The organism is Arthrobacter sp. T2-23, from assembly GCF_055398325.1.
Genome location: NZ_AP027917.1, coordinates 2,858,864 through 2,879,129, shown reverse-complemented (window position 1 = coordinate 2,879,129; position 20,266 = coordinate 2,858,864). Strand labels below are relative to the sequence as shown.

General features: G+C 65.6%; 23 protein-coding genes. 20 read left to right on the top strand and 3 right to left on the bottom strand.

The window, feature by feature from the left end; translation table 11 throughout:
• Positions 1 to 84 precede the first annotated feature (84 nt).
• Both rpsI and rplM read right to left on the bottom strand, forming a co-directional pair.
• Positions 85 to 591: a 30S ribosomal protein S9 gene (gene rpsI, locus ACZ5Z0_RS13490; RefSeq protein ID WP_056737844.1), complete on the bottom strand. Its 507-nt coding sequence runs from the start codon at positions 589 to 591 to the stop codon at positions 85 to 87.
• Positions 592 to 629: 38 nt separating this feature from the next.
• Complete coding sequence (rplM, locus tag ACZ5Z0_RS13485; protein ID WP_015937805.1) at positions 630 to 1,073, bottom strand: 50S ribosomal protein L13; 444 nt, start codon at positions 1,071 to 1,073, stop codon at positions 630 to 632.
• A 266-nt stretch (positions 1,074 to 1,339) separates the two neighbouring features.
• Here rplM and ACZ5Z0_RS13480 point away from each other — a divergent pair, with 266 nt between their 5' ends.
• The 19 genes from ACZ5Z0_RS13480 (at position 1,340) to ACZ5Z0_RS13390 (ending at position 17,562) form a co-directional block, all read left to right on the top strand.
• A complete protein-coding gene (locus ACZ5Z0_RS13480) occupies positions 1,340 to 2,044 on the top strand; it encodes a prepilin peptidase (RefSeq protein WP_464108857.1) in 705 nt (234 codons plus the stop codon).
• 281 nt (positions 2,045 to 2,325) lie between these two features.
• Positions 2,326 to 2,523, top strand: a complete 198-nt coding sequence (locus ACZ5Z0_RS13475; RefSeq protein ID WP_464108856.1) for a Flp family type IVb pilin — start codon at positions 2,326 to 2,328, stop codon at positions 2,521 to 2,523.
• 196 nt (positions 2,524 to 2,719) lie between these two features.
• Positions 2,720 to 3,046 (top strand): TadE/TadG family type IV pilus assembly protein, encoded by a 327-nt coding sequence (locus ACZ5Z0_RS13470; RefSeq protein WP_464108855.1) that lies wholly within the window; start codon positions 2,720 to 2,722, stop codon positions 3,044 to 3,046.
• The gene (locus ACZ5Z0_RS13465; RefSeq protein ID WP_464108854.1) at positions 3,034 to 4,023 is read left to right on the top strand and encodes a pilus assembly protein TadG-related protein; all 990 of its coding nucleotides are present in this window, start codon (positions 3,034 to 3,036) and stop codon (positions 4,021 to 4,023) included. The genes ACZ5Z0_RS13470 and ACZ5Z0_RS13465 overlap by 13 nt, the downstream gene beginning before the upstream one ends.
• Before the next feature lie 29 nt (positions 4,024 to 4,052).
• Entirely contained in the window at positions 4,053 to 4,844 is a 792-nt protein-coding gene (cpaB, locus tag ACZ5Z0_RS13460) for a Flp pilus assembly protein CpaB (protein WP_464108853.1), read from the top strand.
• Positions 4,841 to 6,043, top strand: coding sequence for an AAA family ATPase (locus tag ACZ5Z0_RS13455; RefSeq protein WP_464108852.1), 1,203 nt, complete (start codon positions 4,841 to 4,843; stop codon positions 6,041 to 6,043). Before cpaB (ACZ5Z0_RS13460) ends, ACZ5Z0_RS13455 begins: the two co-directional genes overlap by 4 nt.
• Positions 6,040 to 7,512 carry a CpaF family protein gene (locus ACZ5Z0_RS13450; protein WP_464108851.1) on the top strand — a complete coding sequence of 491 codons (1,473 nt, stop codon included), beginning with the start codon at positions 6,040 to 6,042 and terminating at the stop codon, positions 7,510 to 7,512. Before ACZ5Z0_RS13455 ends, ACZ5Z0_RS13450 begins: the two co-directional genes overlap by 4 nt.
• Positions 7,513 to 7,514: 2 nt before the next feature.
• Entirely contained in the window at positions 7,515 to 8,462 is a 948-nt protein-coding gene (locus ACZ5Z0_RS13445; RefSeq protein WP_464108850.1) for a type II secretion system F family protein, read from the top strand.
• Between the two features lie 17 nt (positions 8,463 to 8,479).
• Complete coding sequence (locus tag ACZ5Z0_RS13440) at positions 8,480 to 9,361, top strand: type II secretion system F family protein (RefSeq protein WP_464108849.1); 882 nt, start codon at positions 8,480 to 8,482, stop codon at positions 9,359 to 9,361.
• A 256-nt stretch (positions 9,362 to 9,617) separates the two neighbouring features.
• Entirely contained in the window at positions 9,618 to 9,854 is a 237-nt protein-coding gene (locus tag ACZ5Z0_RS13435) for a Flp family type IVb pilin (RefSeq protein ID WP_464108848.1), read from the top strand.
• 59 nt (positions 9,855 to 9,913) lie between these two features.
• Complete coding sequence (locus ACZ5Z0_RS13430; RefSeq protein ID WP_464108847.1) at positions 9,914 to 10,150, top strand: Flp family type IVb pilin; 237 nt, start codon at positions 9,914 to 9,916, stop codon at positions 10,148 to 10,150.
• A gap of 103 nt (positions 10,151 to 10,253) precedes the next feature.
• Positions 10,254 to 10,628, top strand: a complete 375-nt coding sequence (locus tag ACZ5Z0_RS13425; protein ID WP_464108846.1) for a TadE/TadG family type IV pilus assembly protein — start codon at positions 10,254 to 10,256, stop codon at positions 10,626 to 10,628.
• Positions 10,629 to 10,675: 47 nt separating this feature from the next.
• Positions 10,676 to 11,653 carry a pilus assembly protein TadG-related protein gene (locus ACZ5Z0_RS13420; RefSeq protein ID WP_464108845.1) on the top strand — a complete coding sequence of 326 codons (978 nt, stop codon included), beginning with the start codon at positions 10,676 to 10,678 and terminating at the stop codon, positions 11,651 to 11,653.
• A 34-nt stretch (positions 11,654 to 11,687) separates the two neighbouring features.
• Positions 11,688 to 12,464, top strand: coding sequence for a Flp pilus assembly protein CpaB (cpaB, locus tag ACZ5Z0_RS13415; RefSeq protein ID WP_464108844.1), 777 nt, complete (start codon positions 11,688 to 11,690; stop codon positions 12,462 to 12,464).
• Entirely contained in the window at positions 12,461 to 13,654 is a 1,194-nt protein-coding gene (locus ACZ5Z0_RS13410; RefSeq protein ID WP_464108843.1) for an AAA family ATPase, read from the top strand. Before cpaB (ACZ5Z0_RS13415) ends, ACZ5Z0_RS13410 begins: the two co-directional genes overlap by 4 nt.
• A complete protein-coding gene (locus tag ACZ5Z0_RS13405) occupies positions 13,655 to 15,178 on the top strand; it encodes a CpaF family protein (protein WP_464108842.1) in 1,524 nt (507 codons plus the stop codon).
• Between the two features lie 7 nt (positions 15,179 to 15,185).
• Positions 15,186 to 16,118: a type II secretion system F family protein gene (locus ACZ5Z0_RS13400; RefSeq protein ID WP_464108841.1), complete on the top strand. Its 933-nt coding sequence runs from the start codon at positions 15,186 to 15,188 to the stop codon at positions 16,116 to 16,118.
• A gap of 7 nt (positions 16,119 to 16,125) precedes the next feature.
• Positions 16,126 to 17,007 (top strand): type II secretion system F family protein, encoded by an 882-nt coding sequence (locus tag ACZ5Z0_RS13395; protein ID WP_464108840.1) that lies wholly within the window; start codon positions 16,126 to 16,128, stop codon positions 17,005 to 17,007.
• A 96-nt stretch (positions 17,008 to 17,103) separates the two neighbouring features.
• Positions 17,104 to 17,562, top strand: a complete 459-nt coding sequence (locus tag ACZ5Z0_RS13390; protein WP_464108839.1) for an Hpt domain-containing protein — start codon at positions 17,104 to 17,106, stop codon at positions 17,560 to 17,562.
• Here the strand turns inward: ACZ5Z0_RS13390 and ACZ5Z0_RS13385 are convergent.
• Positions 17,559 to 18,323, bottom strand: coding sequence for a response regulator transcription factor (locus ACZ5Z0_RS13385; RefSeq protein ID WP_464108838.1), 765 nt, complete (start codon positions 18,321 to 18,323; stop codon positions 17,559 to 17,561). The two genes, ACZ5Z0_RS13390 and ACZ5Z0_RS13385, sit on opposite strands and share 4 nt — an antisense overlap.
• A gap of 232 nt (positions 18,324 to 18,555) precedes the next feature.
• Here ACZ5Z0_RS13385 and ACZ5Z0_RS13380 point away from each other — a divergent pair, with 232 nt between their 5' ends.
• Positions 18,556 to 20,238: a sensor histidine kinase gene (locus ACZ5Z0_RS13380; RefSeq protein WP_464108837.1), complete on the top strand. Its 1,683-nt coding sequence runs from the start codon at positions 18,556 to 18,558 to the stop codon at positions 20,236 to 20,238.
• Positions 20,239 to 20,266: the final 28 nt, after the last annotated feature.

Below are 20,266 nucleotides of genomic sequence, written 5' to 3'. Positions count from 1 at the left end.
CGTTAAACGACGGAAGCCCGCCCCGCACAAGTGCGGGACGGGCTTCCGGGACCAACCGGCGGATGCCGGTCGGGAAGGCGCTTTTTAGCGCTTGGAGTACTGCTGAGCCTTACGTGCCTTCTTGAGACCAGCCTTCTTACGCTCGATGACGCGTGCGTCACGAGTAAGGTAGCCGGCCTTCTTCAGGGTGGCGCGGTTGTTCTCGACGTCGATCTCGTTCAGCGAACGGGCGATGCCGAGGCGCAGTGCACCGGCCTGGCCGGAGGGGCCACCGCCGTGGATGCGGGCAATAACGTCGTAGGCGCCTTCGAGATCGAGGATCTTGAAGGGCTCGTTGACGTCCTGCTGGTGCAGCTTGTTCGGGAAGTAGTTCGACAGCTCGCGGCCGTTGATGGTCCACTTGCCGGAGCCCGGAACAACGCGAACGCGTGCAACGGCTTCCTTGCGGCGGCCAACGGCTGCGCCGGCGACGGTCAGTGCCGGACGTTCCTTCTTCGGCGCCGCTGCATCCGCAGCTCCGCTTTCCGAGGTGTAGCTGGTCAGGTTTTCCTCAGCCTCAACGGCTTCGGTGGTCTCTTCGTTCTGAGCCACGGTTCTCCTTGTATTAATAAGTTGTTTGGTGGCCAGGACTACTGGGCGACCTGGGTGATTTCGAAAGTCTTGGGCTGCTGGGCGGCGTGCGGGTGCTCTGCACCGCGGTAAACCTTCAGCTTGCCCAGCTGCTGCGCAGCGAGGGAGTTCTTCGGGAGCATGCCCTTGATGGCCTTCTCCACGGCGCGGACCGGGTTGGATTCCAGCAGCTCCGCGTAGTTGACGGAGGTCAGGCCGCCCGGGTAACCGGAGTGGCGGTATGCGCGCTTCTGCTCCAGCTTGGCGCCCGTGAGGGCGACCTTCTCAGCGTTGATGATGATGACGAAGTCGCCCATGTCCATGTGGGACGCGAAGGTGGCCTTGTGCTTGCCGCGCAGCAGGATTGCGGTCTGGCTGGCGAGACGACCAAGGACAACGTCGGTGGCGTCAATGACGTGCCACTGGCGGTTGATATCGCCGGGCTTCGGGGTGTACGTACGCACGGTGTTTGCCTCGTTCTTGTTCTGGCGTTCTTGTTTTAGGCGTCACGCAAAGGTGCACCTACTATCTATGCGCTACCGGAACAGAGGTGAGGGCTCCATGTAACCAGTCATCCAGTGGTCTCGAATGTGCACGTTGAGTAGCTATCCTGCAACCGGATTCTCAAGCGGGCACGCATCATCGAGATAGGACACGCACAACGACTACCAAGAATAGCGGAAGCCGGGGCCGTGGGTCAAAATGGGGTGTCGGTGGCACGCTGCCCTGTGTGCCGCGCAGTCCGGCCCGCCGCGATCCTGGAGGTACCGTGCCCGACCCCGCCGCCGCAGGCGCCGCGCCGCTGCTGTTCATCGCCGCAATCGCCGCCGCCGGGCTGGGCCTGGGACTGCTGGGCGACGCCGTGGTCCGGCGCGCCCTGCCCGCGCTGGCGGGCAGCCCCACTCCCCTGCAGCGGACGACGACGACGGCGGCCGCCGCGGCGCTATGCGCGTTGCTGGCCTGGCGCTTCGGGGCTTCGCCGGAATTGCCGGCATTTCTACTGCTTGCAATTACCGGCGTACAGCTGGCGCGAATCGATATTGTCCACCATTTGCTGCCCAACCGCTTGGTGGTACCCCTGCTGGGGGCCGGCGTAGTGCTGCTCGGAGGGGCTTCTGTCGCCCTGGGGGCATGGGCGGAGCTGGTCCGGGGGCTCGCCGGCGGGGTCATTCTCTTCTTTTTCTACTTCATCTTGGCTCTCATCAGCCCCAGGAGCCTCGGAATGGGCGATGTTAAGCTCGCCGCGCCCCTCGGGCTGTACTTGGGCTACTTGGGCTGGGCGCCGCTGTTCTATGGCGGTGCCCTGGGCTTTGTCGCTGGCGGCCTTGTCTCGTTGGTGCTCGTCCTCATGAACCGCGGAAACAAGCCTAAAGAAGTGGCCTACGGGCCGTCCATGCTGGCCGCCGCACTGCTCGCCATCCTGCTCTTCGCGTAGCGCCCATTCCCGCCTCCCACGTAGGCGAACCAGTAAGTCGACTTATCAAAGCAAGTAGTGGCTGTTGGCGCGCTCGGAGGAACTGAGTACACCTTTCCAGAGGGGTACGTAAAAGCCCAATTTTGCCTTCAGAAATCGAGTATCTCGATTCGTTGCGGGGCCGTTAATCGGCGTGCAATTGTTGTCCCATCGGAGCTCCACCAAGTAGCAAAAGGGGATTTGCTGGAATTCCGTAAAACTACTCATAACTCTGGAAAAGGACTTTTAAAATGACTGGTCTCATGGTCTCAATGCTTTCTTTCATCGCCGGCGTCAAGAACCGGCTCACCCCTGAAAAGGGCGCAACCGCAACCGAATACTCACTGCTCGTCGCCTTCATCGCCTTCCTCATCATCGGCGGAGTGACGTTCTTCGGGCAGCAACTGGGTGGATGGTTCGACGGACTCGGCAAGACCGTCGGAGGCTGGAGCAACAAATAGGTCGCCTCCTCCGGCAGAACCTCTGGTCTCAGCAACACCGACTGTGCCGCGTCCGTGTCCGCGGACGCGGCACAGTTCTTAATTCTTCGGCTGCATCTATCCCTGGGGGGATCCAATGAAGCGCAGCAGTTTACCGACGCCCCGGTCTAGGGCGCAGGGACGGGAACGGGGGGCCGCCGCCGTCGAGTTCGCCCTCGTGGCCCCTATCCTGCTCGCACTGGTTGGCGGGATCATCGAGTTTTCGTACACGTACAATCTGCAGATCTCCGTCACCCAGGCAGCCCGCGAGTCCGCCCGGACCATGGCGATCTTCAATGATCAGGGCAAGGCGCAGGCGGCTGCAGTGGCAGGCGCCCCAGGTCTCAATGCGGCCGGCTTCACGTACACCTTCACAGGTGCGTGCCCAGCGGGCGCCACAGGCAACACGCAGGTGGCCGTTGGTTATACGGCAAATTCCCTGACGGGAATGTTCGGCAGCTCCGTCACTGTCCGTGGAACAGGAGCAATGCGATGCGGCGGCTGATGGACGACCAGGGAAACGACCGTGGAGCTGCGGGTGTTCTGGTCGCGATCATGATGCTGGTGCTCATCGGAGCCGGCGCGATGGCCGTCGATGTCGGCCAGATCTACGCCGAGCGGGCGCAACTGCAGAACGCTGCGGACGCGGGCGCACTGGCCGTGGCCCAAAGTTGCGCGGCCGGCTCGTGCGTTGGTGCCCTCGCCGGGCCCTTGGCGAACGCAAACTCCAACGACGGCTTCAGTTCTGCCACGACTGATCTTGCGGTCCCGGGCCAGGTCACGGTCCGCACGCAAACTTCAGATGGTAAGGGCGGGGGCTTCCTGACCAAGATGTTTGCGTCAGCGCTGAATGCGGGCCCCGTGTCCGTCGGTGCCAAGGCGACCGCGGTCTGGCAGGTTGGCGCTTCCTCCGGAGCCTTCCCGCTGGTCTTCGACCAATGTCAAATCACCCCGGCGTTCGCGCCCGCGGGAACAACTGTTCTACTCAAAGAGCACGGCAAGAGTCCGTGCGTCGGGAGCCCTTCCGGGCACCATATCCCAGGTGGATTTGGCTGGCTCGATGAGACCGGCGTATGTGACACCGGTGCGGACTCCGCCGGCTGGGTCGGCTCCGACCCCGGAAACAGCAAAACGCCGGCGGACTGCTCCACGACGCTGAACGTCTGGCGGGCGGCCATCGACTTTTCGAAGAAACAGTACGCCACTGCTTATTTCCCCATTTTTGATGACGGTGACAGCGGGGGGAGCCACGGGCGCTTTCATCTATCCGGCTTTGCGAAAGTTGAGATCCATGGCTGGTCGTTCGTCAAAGACAGCGACGGCCTGGCAGCTCCCAAAGCGGATCCCACATGCACTGCCCTATCCAAGAAGGGAAGCGATCGCGGCATTTGCGGACAATTCCAGGCTTTCATCCCGTGGTCGCAACGGAGCAATCCAAACGGGCCTTATTATCAAAAAACTTCGGTCCATCTTATTAAATAGTTTCCTAAATGCATTAGAGGGGAAAGAAAATGAAAACGCGCCTACTGGGAGGCATCGCCGCATTACTTGTGGCAATTATCGGAACCGTATTGCTGGTCTCGTACGTTCAGAATGCGGACAAACGCGCAATGGCCGGTACAGAGACGGAAAGCATTTACGTCGTTCAGCAGGCCATTCCGGCCGGCACACCTGCCGACAAGATCGCTGGCTTGGTCACCAAGAAGGAAGTACCCAAAGTTGCGCTTGCCAGCAACAACGTCACCGACCTTGCTTCACTCGGATCGAAGGTCACCGCCGTGGCACTCATGCCGGGCGAACAACTCCTCTCTAGCCGCCTCGTGGAGGAGCAGGCTTTCGTCGGTCCCTCACGCGTCCAGGTGCCCGCGGGACTCCAGGAGATCACGCTCAAGCTGCCTATCGAGCGCGTCGCCGGCGGCATCCTGAAGGCCGGAGACACCGTCGGCATTTTCCTGTCACTGGATGTAGCATCCACCGGAGCCGACGGTGCGGTCGGTGCCAAGCTGAGTAAGACGCAGCAGACCTTCCACAAAGTCTTGGTGACGGCGGCGCAATACAGCGACGGTGCAGCAACGCAGACCGGAACCGCTGACTCTTCAGCCGGAGCCAGCCAGGTGTCGTCGACCACGTCCACCAAGTCGCAGGGCGACGGCAGCTACCTCATCACGCTGGCCAGGAACTCTGCGGACGCTGAGCGGATCGTCTTCGCCGCCGAGTTCGGCAAGATTTACCTGTCCAAGGAGCCGGGCGATGCACCCGGTTCGAGCACGGGCACCGTGGACGCGGCAGGGCTGTTCCGATGAGCCGCTTCGTCCTGATCACTCCCAACACTGATTTTGAGCGGCTGGTACGCCTAGCAATCGGCGGCATGCACGGCGAGCTGCACGTCTTCAAAGCAGACTACCTGCCCGAAGGCCCCGCCGACATCATGCGTCAAATGGTTGGCGACCCGCCCGAGGTCCTGATTCTCGGTCCCGGCGTACCCGTGGCTGACTCCCTGAAGCTGGCGGCCGTAATGGACCTGCAGTACCCCGAGATCAGTGTGGTCCTGGCGGTTGCTGCCAGCCCGGACATAGTAGTCCAGGCGATGCGTGCCGGCGTCCGGGACCTGCTGGACCCCGGGGCTGACCCGGACACCATCAGGGTCATGCTGGAGCGGGCCAGCCTCGCCGCCGCCGGCCGGCGTCGAGGCCTGGGCCCGCAGGCCACCGAGCACGCGGACCACGGCTCCGGACGCGTCATCGCAGTGATGTCGCCCAAGGGGGGCGTTGGCAAGACCACGGTGGCCACCAACCTCGCGGTCGGGCTCGGCAAGACTGCGCCCATGAGCGTCGTGATCGTGGACCTGGACCTCCAGTTCGGCGACGTGGCCAGCGGGCTGCTGCTCGAGCCGGACTTCACCATCACCGACGCCGTGATGGGGGCGGCCAGCCAGGACTCCATGGTGTTGAAGACCTACCTCACCGTCCATCCGGCAGGCATCTACGCGCTGTGCGCCCCAAGGACACCGGTGGAGATGGACCGCATCAGTGCGGCCCACGTTTCCCACTTGCTGGAGCAGTTGCGGCAGGAGTTCCGGTACATCGTGGTGGATACCGCGCCGGGGCTGGGCGAACACGTCCTGGCCACGCTGGAACAGGCCACGGATGCGGTGTGGATCTGCGGCATGGACGTGCCGAGCATTCGCGGCATGCGGACGGGCTTCCAGATCCTCGACGAACTGAACCTGGTGCCGGCTCACCGCCACATCGTCCTCAACATGGCCGACCGCCGGGCGGGGCTCTCCCTCAAGGATGTTGAAGCCACCATCGGAGCGCCCGTGGACGTCGTGCTGCCACGCTCCCGGACTCTCCCGTTTTCCACCAACAAAGGCGTTCCCGTCCTCCAGGAGGGAGGCAGGGATTCAACCCTGAAGGGCCTCCGTCAGCTGGTCGACCGCTTCAAGCCCGGTTGGGAAGCCAGGCCGCACAAGCAACTCCACAGAAGGGCGGTAGTCCAATGAGCCTCACGGACCGATTCCAGCAACTGCGCGGCGGCACTAAGCCCGACGCGGCCGAGGAAAAGCCCGCGGTCGACGTCTTCGCCTCGCATACGCCGCCAGCAACGCTCGGACGGATCCTCGAAGCCAAGACGGCGGCAGAGGCGCAGCCCGGGTTCATCGAGCTCCAGCAGACTGCCACCGTGGCCAGCGAGGCCCTGAACGCGCTCAAGGAACGCGCCAGCCAAGCCCTCTTCGAGCGGCTCGGTTCCCGGATCACCGACTCCTCGATCGACGAGGCGGAACTGCACCAATCGGTCAAGGACGAGCTGAAAGCCGTCGTGGACGAGGAGCAGATCCCCCTCACCACGCTTGAACGGCAGCGGCTGATCCGCGAGATCATCGACGACGTGCTCGGCCACGGTCCCATCCAGCGGTACCTGGACGACCCCACCGTCACCGAGGTCATGGTCAACCGCTTCGACCAGATCTACGTGGAACGCCAGGGGCACCTCCAGCTCACCGACTCGAAGTTCACCTCCGACGATGCCCTGCGTCGGGTCATCGAGCGGATCGTCTCCAACGTGGGACGCCGGATCGACGAGTCATCCCCCCTCGTGGATGCCCGGCTGTCGGATGGCTCCCGCGTTAACGCCATCATCCCCCCACTTGCTGTTAACGGGCCTGCCCTGACGATCCGAAAGTTCGGTCGGGACCCGCTGACCGTCCACGACCTGGTTTCGATGGGCAGCCTCTCGCCGGAAATGGCCGAACTGCTCCAGGCCTGTGTGCTGGCCCGGCTGAACATCATCGTCTCGGGCGGTACTGGTACCGGCAAGACCACCCTGCTCAACGTGCTCTCCTCGTTCATTCCGAGCGACGACAGGATCGTCACGATCGAGGATGCCGTGGAACTGCAACTGCAGCAGGACCACGTGGTCCGGTTGGAAAGCCGGCCGCAAAACATCGAGGGCAAGGGCGAAATCTCCATCCGGGATCTGGTCCGCAACTCGCTGCGCATGCGGCCGGACCGGATTGTGGTGGGCGAGGTCCGCGGCGGGGAGTGTCTGGATATGCTCCAGGCCATGAACACCGGCCACGACGGCTCCATCTCCACAGTCCACGCGAACTCCCCCAGGGATGCCATTGCGCGGCTGGAAACCCTGGTTCTGATGGCCGGCATGGACCTGCCCCTGCGGGCCGTCCGCGAACAGGTGGCCTCGGCAGTCAACGTGATCGTGCACATCTCCCGGCTCCGCGATGGTTCGCGGCGCATCACGCATATCACGGAGGTCCAGGGTATGGAGGGCGACGTCGTCACCCTGCAGGATGCCTTCGTGTTCGACTATTCAGCCGGAATCGACGCCAGCGGCAGGTTCCTGGGCAAACCCATCCCGACCGGCGTGCGGCCGCGGTTCACGGACCGCTTTGCCGAACTCGGGATCCCGATCTCGCCGGCGGTCTTTGGCGCTGCACCCGTCAGGGGGCGGTAACCGTGCTGGACCAGTCGCCGCTTGTCTTCGTCGGCGGGCTCCTCTTGACCTACGCGGCCCTGGCGATCCTCGTCGCCGTCGCCTTCAAATCACGGTCGGTACCGCTGAGCCGGCGCCGCCCGGACGAGGCGGCCGTCCACTCCTCCAACCTGACCAAGCTCACGGACCACGCCGTTCACACGCTCAACCAAGGGCTCCGGAGCCGCGGTTCCGGGCTGCTCAACCGCGAGAAACTGGACAGCGCCGGACTGAAGAACCAGCCCGGCGACTACCTGCTGATGGCCGGAGCCGTCACCTTCGTGGCGGTGGTCCTTGGATTCCTGTTGGGCGGCGCCCTGTTCGCCGTGCTGATGCTGTTGCTGGCCCCCGTGGGCCTCCTTCTCCTCCTGAACGTTTTGGTTGCGCAGCGCCAAAAGAAATTCGACGAGCAGGTCCCCGATTCGCTGCAGATGCTCGCCGGGGGTCTACGGGCAGGGCACAGCCTGCTCCGGTCTGTAGATGCTGCCGCCGAGGAGAACGAGGCCCCGATGAAGGAGGAGCTGAACCGGGTTGTCAATGAAACGCGGATCGGCAGGGACCTCGGCGAATCGCTCGCGGAAGTTGCCCGGAGGACCGACAACGAGGACTTTGCCTCAATAACCCGGGCCATTGAGATCCACCGGGAAGTCGGCGGTGACCTCGCCCAGGTCCTGGACAACGTCGGCGAGACCGTCCGGGACCGCAACCAGCTCCGCGGGCAGGTCAAGGCGCTCAGCGCGGAAGGTCGCATGTCGGCGGTAGTCCTGATGGCGCTCCCCATCGTCATGTTCATTGGGCTGACGCTGTTCAACCCGCTGTACTCAAGGGTCTTCCTGACTACGCTTCCCGGATTCCTGATGATCCTCGCCGCCGTCGTCCTGTTGGCGGTGGGCGGCTTCTGGCTCAGCCGACTTATCAAACCGAAGTTCTGAGACGAAGGGAGAGAACAGTGCAAACTATTGCCTACGCAGCAATCCTGGCGGTCATCGCCCCACTCTCGATCATGACCTGGCTTGCCTTCACCGGAGACCGGGCCGGCCTCCGGAATGTCCAGGCCAACCTCGGCCGGCGCCCTGAGGCCTCTGGCTCCGCGTTGTCCGCAACCGGCCAAATCGCCACCCTCAGCCGGAAGGTCACCCCCAAGGGCTACACGGCATGGCTGGACAAGCAGCTCGCCGGCGCCGGTCGGCCGAAGGACTGGCCGCTGGGCCGCGTCATCATGGTCAAGCCGCTGCTGGCCCTCGCCGGGGCCGTGATGGGCATCTTCCTCGTTGCCGGAAGCCCCACGGCAATCAACTATGTACTTATGGTGGGCGTCACGGCGCTTGCCTACTTCGTGCCCGACATCCTGATCCGGAACAACGCCCAGAAGCGGCGCGAGAAGATCAAGTTGGAACTGCCGGACACCCTGGACCAGATGCTCATCTCGGTGCAGGCCGGCCTCGGTTTCGAAACAGCCATGGCCCGGGCGGGCCAGAACGGCAAGGGCCCTCTCGCCGAGGAACTCATCCGGACGCTCCAAGACATCCAGGTGGGCCGCTCTCGCAAGGACGCCTACCTGGCCATGGCCCAGCGCGTGGACGTACCGGATCTGCGGTCCTTCGTCCGGGCCGTGGTCCAGGCGGACGCCTACGGCATCGCCATCGCGAACGTGCTGAACGCGCAGGCCAAGGACATGCGGGTGAAGCGGCGCCAGCGTGCGGAGGAACATGCCATGAAGATGCCGGTCAAGATGCTCTTTCCGCTGATCTTCTCGATCCTGCCCACGCTGTTCATCGTCGTGCTGGGACCGACGGTGCTGAGCATCATGGAGCTTTTCGCCAACAAGTAAGCACGCGGCCCACCTTCGGGCCGCCCAAAGACCGGACCCCCCTTGGAACCCAGAGCTGAGGGGGGTCCTTCCTTGTGCCAGTGCGCTGCCCGCCGCCGCTGGCGCAGGATACGCGCAGGGAAAGGACAGGAAATGGGCATTAAGGGAAGTCTTGGCACAGGATGTTCCCAAGTCGGATTGACGGCGTGTCGGCGCTTGCTAAGTTCCTCTCAGTGCTGGTGCAGGGCCAGCCGCCCAACTCGCTCAGGAGTCACCAATGCGTTCCTTCTTCTCCGACATCGCAACCCGTCTGCGCCGCGACCAGCGCGGCGCTACTGCCGTTGAGTACGGCATCATGGTCTCTCTCATCGCCGTCGTTATCATCGTCGCCGTCACCATGCTCGGCGGAAACCTCAAGTCCACCTTCGAAAACGTCGCCTGCAGCGTCAAGGGCGGTTCGATGGCCGTGGCCGCGGGAGCGCCGGCCGGCACCGCTGCGACCTGCTCCAAGTAGTCTTCCGACCGTTCGTCTCAGGGCCCACCCGGGCCGCAGCCATCGCCCAGGAGGCATCCGTGCGTTCGTTCTTCAGCAGTCTCGCCGCCCGTCTTCGCCGTGACCAGCGCGGCGCCACCGCCGTCGAGTACGGCATCATGGTTTCCCTCATCGCCGTCGTGATCATCGTCGCCGTCACCATGCTCGGCGGAAACCTCAATTCCACCTTCGAAAACGTTGCCTGCAGCGTCAAGGGCGGTTCGATGGCGGTTGCCGCGGGTTCGCCAGCCGGCACCGCTGCGACGTGCTCCAAGTAGCAGCGCCCAGCGATCCACCAGTCAGGGTTGGGGAAGGCTCCGGCCTTTCCCAACCCTGATTGTCTTCACGCGCCAGCAACAGAACACAGGAAGGCCGTCCCCCATGTCCAAGACAAGCGAACGGGGCGCCGTCGCGGTGGAGTTTGCCCTGCTGGCGCCGGTCCTGGTCATGATCCTGCTGGGCATTATGGAATTCGGCCGCGCCTACAACGTGCAGATTTCGCTCTCCAGCGCGGCCCGGGAAGGCGTCCGGGTGATGGCCATCAACAACAACGCTTCTGCCGCCAAAACGGCGGTGAAGAACGCCGCCAGCGGATTTCAGCCGGCCCTGTCCGACTCCAACATCACGATCAGTCCCACGCCCTGCACGTCCGGTGCGCAGGTGACGGTCAGTATCACCTACACGCTGTCGACCATGACAGGAATCGCCGGACCGTTCCCGATGGAAGGCAAAGGAGTCATGCTGTGCGGCGGGTAAGCACTCCGGGCGCCGGTTCGGACGGCGAGCGCGGCGGGATCGCCGTTATGGTCGCGATCCTCATGGTGGTCTTGCTGGGTTTCGGTGCCCTGGCCGTCGACGTCGGCATGCTATATGCGGAGCGCACCCAGTTGCGCAACGGCGCCGATGCCGCGGCCCTGGCCGTGGCGCAAAAGTGCGCGAAAGACATCAACGACGTCGAGTGCTCCCCCACGTCCACGCTCGCACGGGTTCTTGCCAACGGCAACGCGGCCGACGGCGCAAGCAACGTCCAGGCCCTGCTGCTGGACAAGGCAAACCGCACTGTCACCGTCTCCGCCGGAGCCCAGGAACCCGGCAAGGACCCCAACAGGGTTTCCTTGTTCTTCGCACGGGCCTTGGGGTTCGACACCACAGAGGTAACGGCCGGGTCTGCCGTGCAATGGGGCCGCCCCGTAGCGGGCCAGGCGCCCTTTCCGCTGGCGTTTTCGATATGCCAGGTCAAGGGGCAGGTCAACGGCCCCATGCAACTGCTTCAAAATCACGGCAAGGGCACCAACCCCGACTGCATGTATGGACCTTCGGGTGCAGCCGTGCCAGGCGGTTTCGGTTGGCTCATGCAAGACAACGGCGCCTGCGGCGCCACGATCGACCTCGCCCGCGGCGTTGCGGCCAGCGATCCCGGAAACAACCCGCCCGGCAACTGTTCTGGCCTCCTCCAGCGCTGGGCCGATGACATCACTGCAGGCAGGCCGGTGACCGTTTTTCTGCCGATCTTTAACACGACGACCGGGTCCGGGCGAAACGCCGCGTACGGCCTGATCGCGTTTGCTGCTTTCTCGGTCGCCGGCTGGAAATTTAGTGGAAACGGCTCCTTGCCATATTCGTTCCGCAACGCGCGCCCCGACGTGCCATCCGCGCTGGAATGCACCGGCAGTTGCCGCGGGATCATCGGAACGTTCATTACCTTCGTTTCCCTGACCGACGGATACTCGCTTGGATCTACGGACGACTATGGCGCCGCCGTCGTCCGCCTCACGCAATAGCAGACTCGTCCACCAACAAGTTCAGGAGCAGTTTTTGAAGTCACGCTTATTGGCAGGACTGGCCGCCGTCGTGCTGGCCATCGTCGGCGCCATCCTCGTCGTCAGCTACGCCCAGGGCGCCGACAGCCGGGCCGTGCAGAACCTGGAACCTGTCAGCGTGCTGGTGGTGCAAAAAGCCGTCCCCGCCGGCACGCCCGTTGCCACGCTCGCCGCCTTCGTCACCAGCCAGGAACTCCCCGGCAAGGCCGTCTCCAAGACGGCGCTGAAAAACCTCGACGGACTGGCCGGGAAGGTCACCGCCGTCGCCCTGCTGCCCGGCGAACAGCTCGTGGCCGAGCGGCTGGTCGAACCCTCTGAGCTCAAGACCAGCGGCACGGTGGACATTCCCAAGGGCCTGCAGGAGGTTTCCTTCCAGCTCGAACCGCAGCGCGTGGTTGGCGGCCGCATTTCTGCAGGCGACCACGTCGGTGTCTTCATCAACCTCAAAGACGGGGGAATCGAAGGCAAGGCAGATAAACAAACTACCCAGCTGACTATCCACAAGGCCCTGGTCACCGCGGTGCAGCGCGCACCCGTCGCCACCCCCACCCCGCAGCCCTCGGCCAGCGGCCCGGGGGCGGCCACAGCGGACACCTCACTGCCGGTCGGTTCAATGATCGTGACCGTGGCAGTCAACGACGTCGAAGCCACAAAGATTGTCTACGCGTCGAACTTTAGCGACGCCGCAAGCATCTGGTTGAGCAGGGAACCGCTTGAGGCCTCGGACAGCGGCCGACCCGGCATTATCACCCGACCGGAGGTCTACAAGTGAGCCGCTTCGTGCTGATCACGCCCAACACCGACTTCGACGCGCGGGTACGCCAGGCTGTCGCTGGGGGCCTGCCCGGCGGCGTCCAGACCTTCGCTTTCGTCAATCCGGCGGACCCCGGCGAGCTGTTCGCCAACCTCAACCAGGAACGTCCCGAGGTGCTCATCCTTGGCCCTGACGTCCCCGTCGAGGACGCCCTCCGGCTCGCCACCGTCTTCGACGTGCAGCTTCCGGAACTGCGCGTCATCCTCGTGGGTGATGCGGGCCCCGAGTTCGTGCTTCTGGCCATGCGCGCCGGCATCCGCGACATCCTTAGCCCGGCGGCGGATCCGGCGCAGATCCGGGTCATGCTGGAACGCGCCTGCCAGTCGTTCGCCAGCCGCAACCGCACAACCGCCGCGCAGCAGCCGGACAGCGGACCCCGGGGGCTGGTGATCGGAGTGTTCTCCCCCAAGGGCGGTGTCGGCAAGACCACGATTGCCACGAACATTGCGATCGGCCTGGGCAAGGTTGCCCCCATGGGCGTGGTGATCGTGGACCTGGACCTGCAGTTCGGCGACGTGTCCTCCGGTCTGTACCTGAAACCGGAGCACACCATCACCGACGCCGTCTCCGCCGCGGCAAGCCGTGATTCGCTCGTGCTCAAGGCCTTCCTCACGGTCCACCCCAGCAGCATCTACGCCCTGTGCGCGCCCCGGACCCCGGTGGAAGCCGATGACATCACGCCCCAGCAGGTCAGCCGGCTGATCGAACAGCTCGCAGAACAGTTCCAGTACGTCGTGATAGATACCGCCCCCGGCCTGCCCGAGGTTGGCCTGGCCGCGCTGGAGCAGTGCACCGACGTCGTCTGGGTGACGGCCATGGACGTTCCCAGCATCCGCGGGTTGCGGTCCGGCCTGGACATCCTGCGCCGGCTGGATCTCCTTCCGGAGACCCGCCACGTGGTCCTGAACATGGCCGACTCCAAGTCTGGCCTCAGCGTCCAGGACGTCGAGGCCACCATCGGCGCCCCAGTGGACGTCAGCATTCCGCGGTCCAAGGCCGTGGCGTACTCCACGAACCGCGGGATCCCGGTCCTGCAGGACGGCCGCAGGGATCCGGCCGTGAAGGGATTGCGGCAGCTGGTGACGCGCTTCGATCCTGCTTGGCGTGCGACCGCCCAAAAGAAGCTGCACCGACGGGTGGTGGTCTAGGTGAAACTGTCCGAGCGACTCTCTGCGGCTGAATCCGGCCCGCGGCCGGCCCCGGCGCCGTCGTCGACCGCCACGCTGTACCCCGTCCCGGCCGCCCGTTCCCTGAGCGAACCGGCCCTCGTCGACCCGTCGCGTCCCGAAACGTCACGGCCTGAGCCGTCCCGTCTCGCCGCGGCGGCGGCTCCAGCGTTTGCTGAACACCCGGACACCGCCCGGGCCAAGGGCCAGCAGCCCGTGGACGCCTTTGCTGCACTCAAGGAACGCGCTGCCACCGCCCTGTTCGAGCGCATGGGCACGCGGTTCAGTGATTCGGCGGTCAAGGAGGATGAGCTTCGCGCCACCGCCCGTGACGAGCTGACCCGCATCATCGACGCCGAACAGGTGCCGCTGTCCACCGAGGAACGCACCCGCTTGGTCCGCGACGTCGCCGACGACGTGCTGGGCTACGGCCCGCTCCAGCGGCTGCTCGACGATCCGGCGGTCACCGAGATCATGGTCAACCGGATGGACCAGATCTACGTCGAGCGGAAGGGCCAGCTGACCCTCACCGATTCGCGCTTCAGCTCCGAGGAGCACCTGCGCAAGGTGATCGAGCGGATCGTCTCAAAGGTGGGCCGCCGCATCGACGAGTCGTCCCCGCTTGTGGACGCGCGGCTCGAGGACGGCTCCCGCGTCAACGCTGTCATCCCCCCGCTGGCGGTCGGCGGCTCCTCGCTGACCATCCGAAAGTTCAGCAAGGTGCCCCTCACGGTCCGCAACCTGATCGACTTCGGTACCCTGACCCCGGAGATGGCGGAGTTGCTGAATGCCTGTGTCCGGGCCAAGCTGAACATCATCGTTTCCGGCGGCACAGGCACGGGCAAGACCACGCTGCTCAATGTCCTCTCCTCCTTCCTGCCGCACGACGAGCGCATCGTCACGATCGAAGACGCGGTGGAACTGCAGATTCAGCAGGAGCACGTGGTGCGCTTGGAAAGCCGGCCGCCCAACACCGAGGGCAAGGGCGAGGTCACTATCCGCGACCTGCTGCGCAACTCGCTGCGTATGCGGCCGGACCGCATTGTTGTCGGCGAGGTCCGCGGCGGCGAATCCCTCGACATGCTCCAGGCCATGAACACCGGCCACGACGGCTCACTCTCGACGGTTCACTCCAACTCGCCGCGCGACGCCGTCGCCCGCCTGGAGACGCTGGTCCTGATGGCCGGCATGGACCTGCCCCTGCGCGCCATCCGTGAGCAGATCGCCTCCGCGGTGAACCTGATCGTGCAGATCTCCCGCCTGCGCGACGGGACCCGCCGCATCACCCATGTCACGGAGGTGCAGGGCATGGAGGGCGACATTGTCACCCTCCAGGACGCCTTCGTCTTCGACTACTCCGCCGGGGTGGACGCTCACGGACGGTTCCTTGGCAAGCCGGTGGCTACCGGTATCCGGCCGCGCTTCATCGACCGCTTCGAGGACATGGGGATCTTCGTGTCCCCCGGCGTCTTCGCGGCTCCCCTGACTCCGGCCGGCAAGGCGTGAACCGGCCATGACCCTGACTTTCGGCGTCGCTTTCCTCGTCACTGCCGTCCTCCTGTTGGCGACGGCGTTCCTCTCGCCGGGGGCCGTCCGCGTTCCGCTGGACCGACGGCGTCCGGTCCAGGCCTCCCCGGATTCCTCGCTCAGCCGGTTCGCCGGATCCGCGGCCAATCTGGCGGACGGCTTCTTCGCGCAGCGGAAGGTCCGGCTTTTCAACCGTGACTCGCTGGAACAGGCGGGGCTGCGCATGGGCCAGGGCGACTTCTACGTCCTGCTTGCCGTCGGCGCCTTCGTGGGTGCAGTGGCCGGCTTGGTTGTGGGCGGACTGCTGCTGGCCATCCTGTTCGTCGCGCTCGCCCCGGTCGCCGGGCATCTGGTTCTCACCTTCCTGACCGGCAAACGCCGCGCGAAATTCGATGACCAGCTGGGCGACACCCTGCAGCTGCTGTCCGGTGGCCTGAGGGCCGGGCACAGCATTCTGCGCGCCATCGACGCCGCTGGCAGCGAATCGCAGAGCCCTACTGCGGAGGAAATGCGTCGCGTCATCACCGAAACCTCGCTCGGGCGCGATCTGCTGGCCTCGCTCAGTGACACTGCGGAGCGGATGCGCAGCGAGGACTTTGTCTGGATCGCGCAGGCCATCCAGATCAACCGGGAGGTGGGCGGCAACCTTGCCGAGGTACTGGACCAGGTGAACGAGACCATCCGTGAGCGCGCCGAGATCAAGGGCCACATCAAGTCCCTCGCGGCCGAGGGAAAGTTCTCCGCGTACATCCTGATGGCCATGCCCGTCGGCATCGTCCTTATGCTGATGTTGGTCAACCCCGGCTACATGAACGTCATGTTCACCAACCCGCTGGGCTGGGCCATGATGGCTGCCTCCGTGATCCTGATGACCATCGGTGGCCTGTGGATGCGCAAGATCATCGATTTGAAGTTCTGAGGCCCCGATGAGTCCCCTGATCCTTAGCTCACTACTGCTGATCTGCTGTCCGCTGGCCTACCTGGCCTGGTCGTTGCTCTCCGTGGACCGGAAATCCCAGCGCGCCATCCGGGACATCTTGTCGCTGAGCTCCGGGTCGGCGGAGTCCGCCGGACCCAAGGAGACGGCCTTGCTTGAGCGGATTGGCCACCGGCTGACGCCCCCGGCGTACGTCCGTAAACTTGACCGGCTGCTCTCCCTAGCCGGCCGCCCGGCCTCGCTCCCGCTGGGGCGGGTGCTGGCTGCCAAGCCGTTGCTTGGGCTGGTCGGAGCCCTCCTGGGCCTGTGGCTCGCCAGCACGCCGACGCCGGTTCTGAAGCTGGTCGGGCTGTTCGTGATGCTGCTGGGCTACTTCATCCCGGACCTGCTCCTATACAGCAAGGGCCAGGAACGCCAAAAGATCATGCAGCTGGAACTGGCCAACACCCTGGACCAGATGCTCATCTCGGTCGAGGCCGGGCTCGGCTTCGAAGGCGCCATGGCCCGGGCCGGGGAAAACGGCAAGGGCCCGCTCGCCGAGGAACTGATCCGCACCCTGCAGGACATGCAAGTGGGGCGCAGCCGCCGCGAGTCGTACCAGGCCCTGGCGGGGCGGACCAACATCCCGGAGCTGCGCAGCTTCGTCCAAGCCGTGGTGCAGGCCGACACCTACGGCATTGCGATCAGCCGGGTACTCCGGATCCAGGCCAAGGTGATGCGCGTCAAGCGCCGCCAGCGGGCCGAGGAGAAGGCCATGAAACTGCCGGTCACCATCCTGTTCCCGCTGCTGTTCTTCATTTTTCCGGTGCTCTTTATCGCCATCCTGGGACCCGCCGTAATCAACGCCATCGAGACTTTCAGTGGCCACTGACGGGCGCCGCCGGGGCGGGACAAGGATAGCCGCAAGGTTTCCGCAGGATACCTCGCCGCCTGCGGCACCGATCCGGACACCTAGTACCGTAGTGCCATGTCTCTTTTAGCTGCCTGCCCCGACGACGGGAAAACGGGCCCCCTGCCCGCCGCCGAAGCCCCCGCCGGCGGAGCCGTACCGGCGGCACCCAATACCGACGCGGCGCCGCTGGTGGACCCTACCGCCCTGCAGGACCTGGGCGAGCAGCTGAACAGTGCCGCCGTCGCCAAGGGCTTCGCCCGCGACTACGCGCAGATGTGGGACCAGCGCTATGACGCCCTGGCCACCGCCCTGGACCGCCGCGACCAGGCAGCGGCGCTGGACGCCGTGCTCAGCCTCAAGACGTCCTCGTCGATGGTGGGGGGCCTGCGCCTGGCCGAGCTCGCTGCCGAGCTGGAAGACGTCATCCGGTCGGGCAGCCTGGCGCAGGCAGCGTCCCGTCTGGGCGACGTCGCCGCTCGCGGCAGCGCAACCGTGGACGAGCTCCAGTTCAGCTACATTCTCTGGGAGCGCTAGGAACGGGCAGGCGCCAGCCGGTAGCCCACGCCGCGCACCGTCTGGAGCCACCGCGGTTGCACCGGATCCTCCCGGAGTTTCCGGCGCAGGTTGCCGATATGCACCTCGACGGCCCGTTCATCGGACTCGCTGATGTAGGCATCGGCACGGTAATACTCCCCGCGCACCACGCGCACCAGCTCGGTCTTGGACTTCACGGCGCCGGCACCACGCAGGAGCGCCTGCAGGAGGTCGAACTCGCTGCGGGTCAGGGCGAGCGGCTCTCCGTCGACCGTCACCGAGCGCATCTCCGGGTTCAGGGCCAGGCCGTTGTGCCGCAGCACGTTATCGGAAACCTCAGGAGCGACTGCGGGCCGCGCCGGGGCCAGCGTCAACACCCCCTGGCCGTCGTGCCGCGGCCGTCGCATCATTGCCGCCACCCGGGCACGTAGCTCTCGGGGCCGGAACGGTTTGGTCAGGAAGTCGTCGGCTCCAGTATGGAGCGCTGTCAGCGTGTCGAGTTCATCGGTCCGCGCGGTCAGCATCACGATGTACGCGTCGCTGAACTGCCGGATCCGGCGCAGCACCTCATAGCCGTCGATATCGGGCAGGCCAACGTCCAGCGTGACCACATTCGCTTCCCGGTGCCGGACCACTTCGACACCCTCCCGGCCCTCGGCTGCCGAATGCACCTCGAAGCCGGCCTGCCGGAGCACGGCCTCCACGAGGTTGCGCACATCCGCGTCGTCCTCAACAACGACGGCCACCCCAAGGTCAGTCATGCCACCCTCACATCCGATGCTGTTCAGCTAAAGCGCCGTTACAAACCGGGCCCCCATGCCCGGCTGCCGCGCCCCGCCGCAGGGCGACGGCGTACGCATGTCCTGCCAGAATACCCACCCCAGGCGCCGATTTGGGGCACCGGCGCAATATCCCGGGCAACAATCATAGGTTTTGAGTCAAGTTTGTGTGACAGCAATGTAAACTCCAGTTGCGAGGAAGGGGCACGAGTCTTTGAGTGAATGGCCGCTGGTCAGAGGCGTGGGCGTCGACCGGCGCTTTGGCGCCCTGCGTCCGCGCGCCCGGGTGCTGGCAAGCCAGCTGCCCCTCACCATGCTGTTGGCCGCCGGGGTGGCAGCCGCGCCGGCCGCTTGGAACCTCCACCTCGCCAGCACCTGGGGCCAGTCCGCCCTGGCCCTCCACGCAACGCTTTTCCTCGCCTGCTTCCTTGTGCCGTGGCAAAGGTTCGGGCCGCTCGCTTCCCTGGTCATTCCGGTCCTGGACCTGGCCGCGATCGGGCTGAGCCGGGTCGCTGCCGCGGAGGAGCTACCTGGCCTCGGGGTGCTCTCCGTGCTGCCAGTCGTCTGGATCTCCGCGTCGCGGCTCGCGCCCGCCGCCATTCTCTCCCTCAGCTTCTTCGGGCCGCTGCTGGCCGGCCTGCCCTGGTTCTTCGCCGGCGGTGTAGACAACAGTCCGGGGCGCATCGCCACGGTGGCACTCCTGGCCCTGATGACCCTCGCCGTGTCGCTGGCCATGCAGTTCGCCAGGGCGCAGTTGCGGGGCCAGCAGCGCAAGGTCGAGTCCAAGGAGGCGGAGCTCCAGGCCCTCCTGGCGGAAAGCCGGGAGCGTGAACGACTCCTGAACACCATCCTGGACACCGTCGACGTCGGCATCGTGGCCATCGGGGCCGACGGACGGCGGTTGCTCACCAACAGCTGGCAGGCACGGCTGGAGGCGTCCGCGGCGCAGCCCGGCGGCGCCGGCCCCGCCGACCCGGGATGGGAAGAGCAGCTCCTGCTGACGGGCCGGGACCAGACAACGCCGCTCCCGGCCGGACGGCGTCCGCTGCGTCGGGCCCTGGCCGGCGAATCCTTCGCCGACCATCTGGTCTGCTTCGGGGAGTCCCCCGGCAGCCGTGTTGTGTCCACCGGGGCAGGGCCGCTGAAGAACGACGACGGCGAGTTCCGCGGCGCCGTCGTCGTCTACAACGAGGTGACCGGACTGGTGAACGCCCTGGCGGCCAAGGAGGACGTGGTCGCAACCGTCTCGCACGAATTCCGGACCCCGCTGACGTCGATCATTGGCAACCTGGATCTGGTGCTGGGCGAAGATTTGCCGCTGCCGGTGCTGCGCCGGATCGAGGTCGCGCAGCGCAACGCCGAGCGGTTGCTCGCGCTGGTCTCGGACCTGCTGATGTCCGCCAACTCCGCGGTCCAGGTCCACCCGCGGAAGACCGACCTGGCCGGCCTCGTGGAGGCGAGCCTAGGCTCCGCGCAGGCCCACGCTCAGGCCTCCCGGGTCTCGCTGGGGATGGACGTTCCGGTCCCGCTGTGGGCAAACGTGGACCCGCTGCGCATCGGCCAGGCCCTGGACAACCTCGTCTCCAACGCCATCAAATATTCACCGGACGGCGGGGCTGTGACGGTCTCGGCCCGATCCGAGGGCGGCCGGGTGCTGTTGCAGGTGGCGGACAGCGGCATCGGTATGACCGCCGCCGACGCAGCCAGGGTATTCACCCGCTTCTTCCGGAGCCCGGCCGTGCGGGACGGTTCGATCCCCGGGGCCGGACTCGGCCTGTCCATCACCAAGGCGATTGTGGAGGGACACGGCGGCTCGATCTCGTGCAGCACCTTCCCCGGCCGCGGCAGCACGTTTACCGTGGAGCTCCCGGCCGGGGGTGCACCGCCGGCGTTCTGACCCACGGGCAGCCTCCGGGCGGCCGAAC

Bases quoted from the DNA above. Each gene is read 5' to 3' on its own strand.
- ACZ5Z0_RS13385 (WP_464108838.1), bottom strand. From the start codon at position 18,323: ATGACTGACCTTGGGGTGGCCGTCGTTGTTGAGGACGACGCGGATGTG.
- cpaB (WP_464108853.1), top strand. From the start codon at position 4,053: ATGAAAACGCGCCTACTGGGAGGCATCGCCGCATTACTTGTGGCAATT.
- ACZ5Z0_RS13390 (WP_464108839.1), top strand. From the start codon at position 17,104: ATGTCTCTTTTAGCTGCCTGCCCCGACGACGGGAAAACGGGCCCCCTG.
- ACZ5Z0_RS13450 (WP_464108851.1), top strand. From the start codon at position 6,040: ATGAGCCTCACGGACCGATTCCAGCAACTGCGCGGCGGCACTAAGCCC.
- ACZ5Z0_RS13425 (WP_464108846.1), top strand. From the start codon at position 10,254: ATGTCCAAGACAAGCGAACGGGGCGCCGTCGCGGTGGAGTTTGCCCTG.
- ACZ5Z0_RS13455 (WP_464108852.1), top strand. From the start codon at position 4,841: ATGAGCCGCTTCGTCCTGATCACTCCCAACACTGATTTTGAGCGGCTG.
- ACZ5Z0_RS13475 (WP_464108856.1), top strand. From the start codon at position 2,326: ATGGTCTCAATGCTTTCTTTCATCGCCGGCGTCAAGAACCGGCTCACC.
- ACZ5Z0_RS13435 (WP_464108848.1), top strand. From the start codon at position 9,618: ATGCGTTCCTTCTTCTCCGACATCGCAACCCGTCTGCGCCGCGACCAG.
- ACZ5Z0_RS13400 (WP_464108841.1), top strand. From the start codon at position 15,186: ATGACCCTGACTTTCGGCGTCGCTTTCCTCGTCACTGCCGTCCTCCTG.
- ACZ5Z0_RS13465 (WP_464108854.1), top strand. From the start codon at position 3,034: ATGCGGCGGCTGATGGACGACCAGGGAAACGACCGTGGAGCTGCGGGT.
- ACZ5Z0_RS13395 (WP_464108840.1), top strand. From the start codon at position 16,126: ATGAGTCCCCTGATCCTTAGCTCACTACTGCTGATCTGCTGTCCGCTG.
- ACZ5Z0_RS13420 (WP_464108845.1), top strand. From the start codon at position 10,676: ATGGTCGCGATCCTCATGGTGGTCTTGCTGGGTTTCGGTGCCCTGGCC.